A 13,050-nucleotide genomic window follows, 5' to 3' on the forward strand; every position below is an offset into this window, starting at 1 on the left:
ATTTCAGGATTGTAAGGCTTTACTTTTTATTTATTTGAACAACTTAGTTCTTACGTTTTTTCTTGTTTTTAGATTTACTTTTTCCACTTTTTGGATGAACCAAAGTCATTTCATCAATTAAATGTTTGGCACCAGCATATTTATCAACGATGAATAAAACGTAGCGTAAATCGACCATAATATTTCGGCAAATTTCTGGATCGTAATTCATATCACTCATGGTACCTTCCCAAACGCGATCAAAATTTAAACCCACTAAATTTCCATGGGCATCAATAGCTGGACTTCCAGAATTTCCACCAGTTGTGTGGTTGGTTCCTAAAAAGCAAACGGGTACTTTTCCGTTACTATCAGCATATTGACCGTAATCTTTTGCCTCGTATAAATCGATAAGTTTTTGTGGTACATCAAACTCATAATCACCAGGAATATACTTTTCAATCACACCATCTAAATAACTCACAGGACTATAATACACGGCATCTCTTGGCGAATAACCATTAACTTGACCATAGGTAACACGCAATGTTCCGTTAGCATCTGGAAAGTAGCGTTCGTTAGGTAAGGCTTTCATAAGCGCCGTCATGTATTCCGTTTGAAGCGCTGTAATGGGATCGTTTTTTTGTTGGAATTCTGGATTCAGGTTATTGAAAAAATCATCAATAAGCGGTTTCGCATAGCTGTAAGCGGCATCGTTATTTAATTTTTTAATCACATCATCTGCCGAACCTTCAAAAAGTGCTAATGCCGAATCTAAATTCGTAAATGCCGTCGTGTCATAAATGGAAGCGTTTACATTATCTGAATAAAAAGGCATCACATTCTCAAACACACCTTTGTCTACTTTTACATCGTAATTTTTATGAATTCCTTCTAAAACACCTGTTATATAAGCACGATTTTTATCCATACTTTCTGGATCGCGTTGTAAGGATTGCTCCACTTGGTAAGCTCTAAACGTCATGGTCATTAACTCATTAGTCACCAAAAACACTTCAATAAAATTTCTGCGTTTAATATTTACCTCTGCAAAATCTTTATATAACCTGTCAAAATCTGGTAGAATATGACCGTATTTTTCTTCTAGCCCTTTTTCTTTTAATGCTTTGGTAAAGGTTGCTTCAAAATCACGACGTTCGGCAATGGCATTACTCTTTTTAATACCTAAATTTTCACCAATCCACTTTTTCCAAGCGTTCGCAATACGTGCTTGTTTAGAGGCATATTTTATCCGAACATCATCATTCACTTTCATTTCAGCATCAATTACTTTTAAGGATGCTTCACGTATAGCAATATTACTCGGATTAAATTCTTGGGTAATATGTTCAATAGCTACAGCTGGTAAATATTCATCCGTTGTTCCAGGGAAACCGAAAACCATAGTAAAATCGCCTTCTTCAACACCATCTAAAGAAATTGGTAAGTGGTGTTTTGGTTTGTAAGGTACGTTGTCTTTACTGTATTCGGCTGGACGATTATCTTTATCAGCATAAATTCTGAATAAAGCAAAATCACCTGTATGTCTTGGGAACACCCAGTTATCAGTATCACTACCAAATTTGCCAATGCTGGTTGGAGGTGCGCCAACTAAACGCACGTCATTAAAGCGTTCCGTTACAAATAGAAAATACTGATTTCCTTTGTAAAACGACTTTACTTTGGTGTCTTGCCAAGCCTCTTTAGTCACTTTGGTTTGTAAGGTATTGGTGTTTTTATCAATAGTAGATTGTTTTTCTCTTTCAGTCATGGCATCCGTTACGCCGTCTAGTGCTTGCGTTGTCACGTCTTCAATACGTACTATAAATTCAATATAAAGACCATCATTTGGTAATTCGTCCTCTAGATTCATAGCCCAAAAACCATCTTTTAAATAATCGTTTTCTAAAGATGAATGCGATTGAATCTGTCCAAATCCACAATGGTGATTGGTTAGAATTAATCCTTGATCCGAAATCACTTCGCTTGTACAACCACCATTAAAATGGCCAATAGCATCCTTAAGGCTGGAGTTGTTAACATCATAAATGTCTTTAGCAGTTAATTTGCTACCTAAAGCAGTCATTTCGTCTTCATTCATACCTTCTAAAAGCGAAGGAATCCACATACCACCTTGCTGTGCTGATGCTTGAAAAACAATAAAGAGAACTAATAATCTAATTAATTTCATAGTATAAAAATTTTGAATTCCTCAAAGATAAAAAAGTTATGGTTACTTATTTTACTTCTGCATTATTACTTCCCTTTTTCAGGCATTTTTAGTGTCCCGATTTATAATGGGTATGAATGGAGAAGTTAACACATAACTTATTATATTTACAAGTATGAGACATATTTCCAAACTTCCGCAGGTTGAGACCAGTATTTTTTCCGTGATGAGTGCTTTAGCTCATACACATGGTGCAATAAATCTATCACAAGGCTTTCCAAATTTTAAAAGCGATCAGAAGTTGATTGATTTAGTCAGTCAGGCTATGAATTCCGGTTTTAATCAATATGCACCAATGGCTGGGAATTTAGAATTGCGAGAAGCTATCTCTAAAAAATTCGAATTACTTTATAACACCAGTTATAATCCTGAAACTGAAATAACGGTTACAGCAGGAGCAACCCAAGCTATTTATACTATTATTTCTGCCTTTATTCATGCAGGTGATGAGGTGCTTATTTTTAAACCTGCTTATGATTGTTACGAACCTGCTATTACAATTAATGGCGGAAAACCTGTTGCTATTCAATTGGAAGCACCTGGTTATTCAATAAATTGGGATGAGGTAAAACACCAAATTTCCGACAAAACAAAAATGATTATCATTAACACGCCGCACAATCCAAGTGGAACGGTTTTGTCCAAAGATGATATGTTGAAACTTCAAGCTTTAACCGAAGGCACTAATATTTTGTTATTGAGTGATGAGGTGTATGAGCACATGATTTTTGATGGTTTAAAACACCAAAGTGTCTGTTTGTTTTCAGGTTTAAAACAGCGCAGTTTTATTGTGGCTTCGTTTGGGAAAACATTTCATAATACAGGTTGGAAAATGGGGTATTGCTGTGCGCCAAAACAATTGATGGAAGAATTTCAAAAAATGCATCAGTTTAATGTTTTTTCTGTAAATAGCGCCATGCAAAAAGGATTGGCAGATTATTTAAAAGAACCCAATCATTATTTGCAATTAGCCGATTTCTATCAGGAAAAACGCGACTATTTTTTAAATCTCATTGCGGATTCTAATTTTAGGTTTAAACCTGCTCAAGGAACTTATTTTCAGGTGCTTGGTTATGCTGAAATTACGAATGAACATGATGTGGACTTTGCCAAAAAATTAACAGTCGAAAACGGTTTAGCATCCATTCCGTTATCCGTTTTTAATTTGGAAAATAAAGATGATAAGGTGTTGCGATTTTGTTTTGCAAAAACCGACGAAACTCTTAAAAAAGCAGCTGATATTTTAAACAAATTATGATATGTTAAACTATTTATAAATAAGTAACTCGAAATGTAAAACTGAACATAAATTGTGTAACCTTTAATGTAAAAATTAGAAGTTATGAAATATTTAAAAACATGGTGTTTGGTTGTGTTGATTGGCGCAAGTTCTTGTGGGGCAAAACATGAGATAATTACAGATTCTGGAAAAAAATATGAAGTAAAAGGAAACACGTTTTATCATCAAGGAAAAGAGGTGACCGATAAAATTTCGGCTGAAGAAAAAGACCACATTGTAACAAAATTAAATAAAAAATTAGAGACTGAAGCCGAAGTAGCTTCACAGCAAAGAGCTTTAAAAGAAGCTAGGAGTCGGGCTGAAAAGGTCTAGAAAGAAGCTAGAAAGGCTGAAAAACAAGCCAAAGCTTTAGATAAAAAGTTAAAGGCAGAAGCCAAAGCGCGTAAGAATTATATAAAAGCTAAAAATAATTTAGATACTGCTCAAAAAAAATATAATAGACTTCGCAAGAAGGGAGATTTATCGCCTAACGAGGAAGCAAAATGGACAAAAAGATTAAATAAGTTGTCTAATCAAATGAAAAAAGCTGATAAGGCATTAAATAAACTATAATACATGTGTAACGAATTGAACCTAGCCATTATCCAAACACATTTAGTTTGGGAAGATCCGAAAGTAAATAGAGGACATTTTGAAACAAAAATCCAAAGTATTAAACAACCCGTGGATGTAATTGTGCTTCCGGAAATGTTTACCACAGGATTCACCATGAACGCACAAGCAGTTGCTGAAAGTATGGATGGAAAATCCGTAAGATGGATGCAGAAGCAAGCGGCGGAATCGGGAGCTGCCATTACCGGAAGTCTTGTTATTGAAGAAAACAACAAATTTTATAATCGGATGGTTTTTGCATTTCCTGATGGTGCTATTACAACCTATGATAAACGTCATTCATTTACCCTAGTTGGCGAGGACAAGGTGTTTACGGCTGGGCAAGAAAAAGTTATTGTGAATTATAAAGATTGGAATATTTGCTTACAAATTTGTTATGATTTACGCTTTCCCGTTTGGGCTAGAAATACAACGGATTACGATGCTTTAATTTATGTGGCAAATTGGCCAAAACCACGTGTTGCTGCTTGGGATGCTTTATTAAAAGCACGTGCTATAGAAAACATGTGTTACTGTATTGGAGTAAATAGAATTGGTGAGGATGACGCCCAAAATGAATATTCAGGCCATTCAGCAGTGTATGACGTGTTAGGAAATAATATTACACCTATCAGACCTCATAAGGATCATATTGAGGTTATAACTTTAGATAAAACCCACATTAATCGTTATAGAAATAAATTGAAATTCCTAAACGATAGGGATCAATTTAAAATAATGTAAACGTGTAGATATTATCGAAATTGGAACGAATATCTAGTTTGTCTTTATAATAGCTAACGCGTTCTGGTTGTGTATTTTTAAGGTAGTTTCCAGTATCGTATTTTTTATTCTTATTGGTATCATAAATAACACGTAAATAGAAAATACCCGGTTTTAAATGTCTAAAATCAATAGGCTCGGGTTTTTCACTATACTGTTCGGCTATAACTTCGCCTTTATCATCAGTAATTTGTGCAATAATAGGGTAAGTAGCGTTTTGTAAAATTACACGAGCATTCCCATAATCTGAATACGTTTTTGTGTTTAATTGATAGTTTAATGTATCGTTTTTATTATCAAAAAAGTCCGTTATAGCCTCCGGCAATAATTGAATTTGGTATTTTTCACTTTCTTTTTTCTCAAAATTTAAAATATAGCTATTGGTTAACGAATCTAACTTGACGTTATAATCAACCGCAATCGAATCTTTATCCAAAATGGTTACTTTACTTTTTTCAAATTTGGTAAAAGGAACAACATTGGTGATTTTAAACTCATCATTAAAATTTAAAAGGCTTTTTGGTTCGACTTGAATATTCATGGTGTCCCGTTTCTGCTCGCTTATTTTTACATTAAAATTTTGATTGTAATTTAAATTGCTAACATTAAGTTGAAGTGAATCTGCTTGTAGTCGTGGTTTATACCAGTAATATAAAGAATCGGCTTTTGCATCTTTAGTAATACGAGATTCAAAATTATTAGGGACGGTTTCAATCGTTTTAATTTGCATGTTTTCATAATCGCCTTCATAAGGGAAAACAATTTTTTCGCCAGAAACTAAACGAGGTCTTATAATTTTTGGTTCTAAATCTTCTGAAAATAATTTTAAAGTAAAGGCCGTCGTGGAATCCACAGGAACGTTTATAAATTCTTCATGAAAAGCTATTTTGTCTGTTTGAGGCTGAAATTTATAATCTTGGTTATTATCTTTTAGTGCTATCAGTTTGTATTTACCGGCTTTTAAGTTTTCCAGAGAAAAAGTCGTGGCACTATCTAGTGTGTTGGTAACGTATCTTGGGTTTTGTTTGAAAATGATAGAGTCTGTAAAAGTAGAATCTGCTTCGTATAACATGACCGAGATATAATCGTCAGGTTTTCTTAAAGTAGCATCTACAATAATTCCTTTTACAGAAAGTGAATCAATGTAATTACCTGTTGAAAACACGTATTTATAAAATGGATATGGATTTTCTTCATTGTTATCTACAATACTATTTCCAAAGTTAAACGCGTAAGTTGTATTTGGCGCTAATGTATCTTTAATAGTAATTTTTATATACTTGCTAGCACTAGAAAGCGGAATAATATCTGGTGCAGGATCCATTGGAGGCGAAATAATAAGCTGTTTGGAAACATTTTTAATTTTGACATACTCGTCGAAATAAATCTTTATTTCATTCCCTGTGAAATTGGTCGTGTAATTTTCAGGTTCTGATTTGGTAATTTTTGGTGGTATTATATCCTTTATGCCACCACTTGGAGTACCGCGATTGGCACAACTAGCAATTACTAAAGCGACTAAAACAACTATTATTATTTGAGAAAACGCTTGACGCATACCTACTTTTCTTTATTTGCAAATAAACAACATATTTATCATTAACGAAACATCCATTATGCTATTGCCATGGTAGCAATGCTAATTCGAACTTGCGCATTTTTTAATAACACAGTTCCACAAGCCTCCATGGTGGCACCTGTGGTTATAATGTCGTCTACCAAAAGTATGTGTTTGTTTTGAATTTTATGAGCATTTATAACGTTAAAAACCTCTACATTATATAACCAACGCGTTAATCTGTTTTTAGTAACCTGCGAGCTCGTGTTGGAAACTTTTACGAGAACATCATCCACGTACTCTGCGTGTAAACTTTTAGCTAATTCCTGACCAAATTTAGCGACTTGATTATAACCGCGTTTCCGAAGTTTGTTTTTATGTAATGGAACCGGAATGACTATATCAATATTTTGGTATTCAGCAAGGCTTTGAAGTTCACCTCCAAGCCAGCCTCCTAAAAAAACGCCTATTTCCTCAAAACCTTTATATTTTAAGTTGTGAAGTAAATTTTGGGTAATTCCTTTCTTTTCAAAACGCAATAGGGCCGTAGCAGTTTCAATGGGTAAGCGGCCATAGAAAACCTTTAATACGGTATCATCCCGATTAAAATGAAAATTGGTAACTGGAAAATCGTGCCTACAAGCTGTACAAGCATATTGTTCATTATCGTGCAACAAACCATTGCAACTATAACAAACTTTAGGAAAGAATAAAGCGAGTAATGAATGAAACAAACTAATTATTTAATTCTAAATATATTACAATGTTTTATCAAGGCATAACAATTTGTTACTTAAACAAGAACTTTAACAAGTTTATTTTCTGTTTATCGATTAAAAAGTTGATTTTCAATCTTTAATTTTAGATTTGCTCCCATAATTTAATTAAGATGATAGTTAACCCTCAATTATTTAACTACAAATTAATTATTGGATCGTTGGTAATAGCCATTGTTGTATTAGGGTCGTATGGTTTAACGAGTTACAACACATTAAAAAGTCAAGAGGAATTCATGGAACAAGAAATTAAACTTGTTCAGAGTGAGTTGTCTAATATGATGAAACTTCATGACTTTCAGCGTGTTGATAATAACGAGTTAACAGCACAGTTGCAGCTTTCAAAATCTAAATTGGAAACAACTTTAGATTCTTTGAACTTGGTAAAAACGGATTATCCTTTAATTACAAAGTATAAAGATGATATTGCTACACTCATTGAAGAGCGCAAAATACTATTCAATAAAATTGCACGCCTTTTAGATAAAAATGAAGCCTTAAATGAAGCTTCTAAAACCAATAGCTTAAAATTGGAATCTAGTCAGGTAGCTATAGCAGCATTAACAGAACAAAATTTAGAACTTACGGCTTTTGTTGATAGAATTTCAACTCTAACGCTCGATAACCTAAAAGTTAAAGCTATAATTACCAATCCATTGGAATATAACGTAGAAACGACCAAAGCACGTCAAGCTGATAATATGGAAGTTTGCTTTACGGTATTAAAAAACGAATTTTCATCCAAAGGAAATAAAGAATTGTATGTTCAAATTATTGGCCCAGATAATACTATTGTGTCTAGTAGAGGTGTCATGGAATTTGGACAAGAAATACTTGCGTACAGCGGAAGAACGGCTATAAATTATATGAATGATGACATTGCTGTTTGTGCTAAAATTAATGTTAATCAAGAAAAATCACTAAAAAAAGGGGATTATTTAATTTCCGTTTTTCATGATAATAAAGTGCTTGGTTCTTCAAAAATTAAACTAAATTAATTAACCTATTATTTTTTTCATAAAACCGCTCATTTAGTTGAAGCGGTTTTCTATTTTTGCACTATGGCAAACAATGACGATCAATTCAAGAAAGTAATCTCTCACGCAAAAGAGTATGGTTACGTATTCCAAAGTAGTGAAATCTACGACGGACTAAGTGCAGTATACGATTACGCACAAAATGGCGCAGAACTTAAAAAGAACATCCGCGAATACTGGTGGAAAGCCATGGTACAAATGCATGATAATATTGTAGGTATAGACGCCTCCATTTTTATGCATCCAACCACATGGAAAGCCTCTGGACACGTAGATGCGTTTAATGATCCGTTAATAGATAACAAAGATTCTAAAAAACGCTATCGTGCCGATGTTTTAATTGAAGATTATTGCGCAAAAATTGAATCAAAAATAGATAAAGAAGTTGCAAAAGCTGAAAAACGCTTTGGTGAGGCTTTTAATAAAGAAGAATTTATAAGTACCAATCCAAGAGTAGTTGGTTATTTTGAAAAGATTCAGACCATTTTAACGCGAATGGGGAAGTCTTTAGAAGCTGAAGATTTAGTAGATGTTAAAGCACTAATTGAAGAATTGGAAATTGCGGATCCACTTACAGGTTCTAAAAACTGGACAGACGTTAAGCAATTTAATCTGATGTTTGGAACTAAACTTGGTGCATCGGCAGAACATGCTATGGATTTATATTTACGTCCTGAAACGGCGCAAGGAATTTTTGTCAACTTTTTAAATGTTCAAAAATCGGGTCGTATGAAAATTCCGTTTGGAATTGCCCAAACTGGAAAAGCGTTTAGAAATGAAATTGTAGCAAGGCAATTCATTTTTAGAATGCGTGAATTTGAACAAATGGAAATGCAATTTTTCATTAAGCCAGGAACACAAATGGAATGGTTTGAGTACTGGAAAGAAACACGTATGAAATGGCATTTGTCATTAGGCATGGGAGCCGACAACTACCGTTTCCACGATCATGAAAAATTAGCCCATTACGCAGATGCTGCTACAGATATTGAGTTTAAATTCCCATTCGGATTTAAAGAATTGGAAGGTATTCATTCTCGTACGGATTTCGATTTAAAACAACATGAAGAATTTTCAGGTAAAAAATTACAGTATTTTGACCATGAAGATAATGCGAGTTATACCCCGTATGTTTTGGAAACATCCATTGGTTTAGATCGTATGTTCTTAGCTGTTTTCTCCAATGCCCTGGAAGAAGAAGAATTAGACAACAATACAACCAGAACCGTATTGAAATTGCCAGCCGTTTTAGCACCAGTAAAAGCTGCTATTTTACCATTGGTTAAAAAAGATGGTTTACCAGAAATAGCCCGTCAGATTTTTGATGATTTGAAATGGGATTTTAATATGGATTATGACGAAAAAGATGCTGTAGGACGCCGCTACAGACGTCAAGATGCCAACGGTACTCCATTTTGTATTACAGTAGACCATGACACGTTGGAGGACCAAACGGTAACTATTCGTCATCGGGACACTATGGAGCAAAGTCGCGTTAAGATTTCCGATTTACGCGATATTATTAAAAAAGAAGTAGACGTTAAAGAGTGGTTAATGAAAATGTAACCAACACCTGTAAAAACAGGTGTCTATTTGATATTAGAAATCCCAAGTAATTATTTGCTTGGGATTTTTCAATTCACATTAGTTTTATATTTGTGAATAAACCTGCTAACCTTCCTTATAAACCAACAATCGCAAAGCATTTATCACAACCACAACCGTAGAGCCTTCATGAAATAATACCGCAAGTCCAATATTTGTTAGTCCTAATATGGTAACTGGCACCAGAATGGCAACCACACCCAAACTGATAAAAATATTTTGATTTATAATACGTTTGGACGCACGACTTAATCCAATAGCAAAGGGTAACATTTCTAATTTGTCGGACATTAAAGCCACATCAGCTGTTTCTAGAGCGACATCGCTTCCGGCTGCTCCCATAGCAATACTTACTGTACTTAATGCCATAGCGGGTGCGTCGTTTACACCATCGCCAACCATGGCAACTTTCCCATCGCGTTCTATTAATAAACGCATGGCATCTACCTTATCTTCAGGCAATAAATTACCGCGACTTTCAGTCAAACCAATTTGTTTGGCAATGGCTTTTCCAACACTTTCATGATCACCAGTAAGCATAATCATATTTTTAATGCCAATTTTTTTAAGCCGAAGTAGGGTGTTTGCTGCCGTTTTTCTTGGAACATCCATAACACTTACTAAACCAATGATCTGATTTTGATAACCAACAAGCATCACGGTTTCGCCAGCTTCCAACTGTTGATTAAATTGCATTTCAACGGCTTTAGGAATGGTAAATTGCTGATCGGTCATTAAACGGGTATTACCAATGTAAACTGGTTCGTTTTTATAAAGGGCTTCAATACCTTTCCCTTGAATAGCACTAATATTGGATGCTAAATTAGCAGCTTCTAATTGCTCTTGTTCTTTTATAGCTTTTGCAATGGCTTTTGCTAATGGATGATTACTCAAGCGTTCCACTTCATAAAGTAATTGTAGCAATTCTTTTTTGTCAAAATCATTAAAAGCAACCACCTGTTTTAAACTCGGCTTACCTTCGGTTAATGTCCCCGTTTTATCAAAAGCAATGGTTGTAACACTTCCTAAATCCTCCAATGCTTTACCACCTTTTATTAAAACGCCTCGTTGGGCCGCGCGTGCAATACCACTTAAAACGGCACTTGGTGTTGAAATGGCTAAAGCACAAGGACTGGCAGCTACCAATACCGTAATGGCACGATATAAACTGGTTTCAAAAGATTCATCAATTACTAAAAATGCAAAACATAAAACAGTCACTAAAAGAATAACGATTGGCACATATATTTTCTCGAATTTTTTTGTGCGTCTTTGGGTTGGTGATTTCTGCGTTTCTACATCATTCACCAAACTAATGAGTCGAGAAACAGTAGAATCCTTTGTTAGTTTTAGCACGCGAACTTCTAAAGCGCTATCCCCATTTATGGTTCCAGAAAAAACGATGTGACTTTTATCAATATCAGAAAAGTTGGGTATTTCTTGATCTTTAGGAAAGGGACTTTTATCAACGGGCATACTTTCGCCAGTAATTGGCGCTTGATTTATGCTACTGATGCCTTTAATGATAACACCATCGGCTGCAATTTTAGTATGTGGTTGTACCACAATAATATCGCCTACTTCTAAATCTTCAATGGGAATTTCTTTTAATGAATTTCCATTCTTTAACAAAGCGGTTTTCGCTGATAAATTTCCTAAAGCCTTTATAGATTTTTCGGCTTTGTTCATGGCGTAATGCTCGAGAGCATGTCCTAAACTAAATAGGAATAATAAAAGCGAACCTTCTGCCCAACTTCCAATATAAGCAGCACCTATAGCTGCGACAATCATTAGAAAATCAATTTCAAAAAGACCTTTGCCAATTTTTTGAATAGCTTCTTGCGTAATGAAATAGCCACCAAAACCGTAAGATATTATATAACAAATTAGATGTAAATAGGTTTCTAAATTAGCCCATGTATCCAAGCTAAATCCAATTGCCAGAAACAAACCGGACAACATTGAAAAGTATAACTCCGTGTTTTTGCCAAAAATAGCTTGGGTATGCTGATGGTTGTGTTTATCTGCCATAGTGTTTTAATTAATGACTGTGTCCACCTTCGCTTTCATTGAGAAGCATAGAGGTTCCGTGCGTTATTATTTGTTTCTCTAATAGGGTTTCAGGATTTAAAATCTCCATAAAATCTTCGGTTTGCTTACCTATTTGTACCTCTGTTTTTTCAAAGACATAACCATTTGTTGTTTTTTCTTCTAAAACCAGTACATAATAATTGTCATTTAACTGGATGACCGCTTCATGTGGCAAGGCCAAAGCGCTTACTTCATTGATATGAATTTGAGCTTCCACAAACATACCAATTATAAAGTTTCCTTCCACATCATCGATGTGTCCGTGAACTTGAACACGTCTAGTTGCATCATCTATAGTAGTTCCAACCAAGTGGACATCCGCATTATAGGTTTTTTCCGAGGCTTCGGGAATAGTAAAGGTGATTTCCTGACCTTTCTTTATTTTCATAATATCCTTTTCAAATACCGAAAGTTCTAAATGAATATGATCTACATCTACAATTTCCATGATTTCATCGCTTGCCGAAACAAAGGTGCCATTGCTTACATTTACTTTGGTTACATGGCCACTTATTGGAGCGTAAATATTGATAGTGGACGACATATTTCCGGCTAAAATGGATTTCGGATTGATGTTCAACATCTGTAACTTTTTTTCTATTCCATTGTAAAAAGCTAAATTGCTTTTGTACATACTTTCAGCTTTTAAATAGTTTTTTTCCGAAGTAATATTTTCATCGAATAGTGTTTTCTGACGTGTATATTCATTTTTCAAATAGTTTAACTGTTCGGCGATTTCTAAAAACTGCTGTTGTAGCTCAATGTACTCCGTGTTTTCCAATGTTACCAAAAGTTGCCCTTTTTTAACCTGATCGCCTACCAATAAAGGTGTTTTAACAATATAGCCAGCCATATACGTGGTGACTCGTGATTTATTATGAGGTGGTACATCAATAGTTCCATTTATAGTTACGGTTTCATCAAATGTGCGTTCAGATAACGTTCCCAACACCATGGATTCGCTATTAAATTGGGCTTCTGAAAGTTTTATTTCGTCCTCATGAGAAACGGATTCTATAATGTCTGTGGAATCCTTCTCGCTATTGCCGCAAGCTATAAATAGTAAGGAAAAAAGTAGTATATATATATGTTTCATGTTC

Annotated in this window: 10 protein-coding genes; 5 read left to right on the plus strand and 5 right to left on the minus strand. The window is 34.6% G+C overall.

The features are described 5' to 3' along the window. Nucleotides 1-43: 43 nt before the first annotated feature. The gene (locus ACN0QX_RS09765; protein WP_376858175.1) at nucleotides 44-2,170 is read right to left on the minus strand and encodes a S46 family peptidase; all 2,127 of its coding nucleotides are present in this window, start codon (nucleotides 2,168-2,170) and stop codon (nucleotides 44-46) included. Between the two features lie 154 nt (nucleotides 2,171-2,324). On the opposite strand from ACN0QX_RS09765, the gene ACN0QX_RS09770 reads away from it, so the two are divergent. The 3 genes from ACN0QX_RS09770 to ACN0QX_RS09780 all read left to right on the plus strand — a co-directional run bounded on the left by ACN0QX_RS09770 (nucleotide 2,325) and on the right by ACN0QX_RS09780 (nucleotide 4,844). Further along, nucleotides 2,325-3,467, plus strand: a complete 1,143-nt coding sequence (locus ACN0QX_RS09770; protein ID WP_417196688.1) for a methionine aminotransferase — start codon at nucleotides 2,325-2,327, stop codon at nucleotides 3,465-3,467. An 84-nt stretch (nucleotides 3,468-3,551) separates the two neighbouring features. After that, complete coding sequence (locus ACN0QX_RS09775; protein ID WP_417196690.1) at nucleotides 3,552-3,821, plus strand: hypothetical protein; 270 nt, start codon at nucleotides 3,552-3,554, stop codon at nucleotides 3,819-3,821. Nucleotides 3,822-4,064: 243 nt separating this feature from the next. After that, nucleotides 4,065-4,844: an amidohydrolase gene (locus ACN0QX_RS09780; protein ID WP_417196692.1), complete on the plus strand. Its 780-nt coding sequence runs from the start codon at nucleotides 4,065-4,067 to the stop codon at nucleotides 4,842-4,844. Here the strand turns inward: ACN0QX_RS09780 and ACN0QX_RS09785 are convergent. Both ACN0QX_RS09785 and ACN0QX_RS09790 read right to left on the minus strand, forming a co-directional pair. Next, nucleotides 4,831-6,441, minus strand: coding sequence for an Ig-like domain-containing protein (locus ACN0QX_RS09785; RefSeq protein ID WP_248396399.1), 1,611 nt, complete (start codon nucleotides 6,439-6,441; stop codon nucleotides 4,831-4,833). The two genes, ACN0QX_RS09780 and ACN0QX_RS09785, sit on opposite strands and share 14 nt — an antisense overlap. A 56-nt stretch (nucleotides 6,442-6,497) precedes the next feature. Beyond that, nucleotides 6,498-7,175 carry a ComF family protein gene (locus ACN0QX_RS09790; protein ID WP_417196694.1) on the minus strand — a complete coding sequence of 226 codons (678 nt, stop codon included), beginning with the start codon at nucleotides 7,173-7,175 and terminating at the stop codon, nucleotides 6,498-6,500. A gap of 155 nt (nucleotides 7,176-7,330) precedes the next feature. Here ACN0QX_RS09790 and ACN0QX_RS09795 point away from each other — a divergent pair, with 155 nt between their 5' ends. Continuing rightward, a complete protein-coding gene (locus ACN0QX_RS09795; protein ID WP_417196696.1) occupies nucleotides 7,331-8,215 on the plus strand; it encodes a hypothetical protein in 885 nt (294 codons plus the stop codon). Between the two features lie 63 nt (nucleotides 8,216-8,278). Next, nucleotides 8,279-9,820, plus strand: coding sequence for a glycine--tRNA ligase (locus ACN0QX_RS09800; protein WP_248396392.1), 1,542 nt, complete (start codon nucleotides 8,279-8,281; stop codon nucleotides 9,818-9,820). A 105-nt stretch (nucleotides 9,821-9,925) separates the two neighbouring features. Here the strand turns inward: ACN0QX_RS09800 and ACN0QX_RS09805 are convergent, their stop codons facing one another. Then, nucleotides 9,926-11,890 carry a heavy metal translocating P-type ATPase gene (locus ACN0QX_RS09805; protein WP_417196698.1) on the minus strand — a complete coding sequence of 655 codons (1,965 nt, stop codon included), beginning with the start codon at nucleotides 11,888-11,890 and terminating at the stop codon, nucleotides 9,926-9,928. A 10-nt stretch (nucleotides 11,891-11,900) separates the two neighbouring features. Further along, nucleotides 11,901-13,046, minus strand: a complete 1,146-nt coding sequence (locus tag ACN0QX_RS09810; RefSeq protein ID WP_417196700.1) for an efflux RND transporter periplasmic adaptor subunit — start codon at nucleotides 13,044-13,046, stop codon at nucleotides 11,901-11,903. Between the last annotated feature and the right edge of the window lie 4 nt (nucleotides 13,047-13,050).

Source organism: Bizionia sp. (assembly GCF_048259285.1).
GTDB classification, from domain to species: domain Bacteria; phylum Bacteroidota; class Bacteroidia; order Flavobacteriales; family Flavobacteriaceae; genus Algorimicrobium; species Algorimicrobium hallyeonense.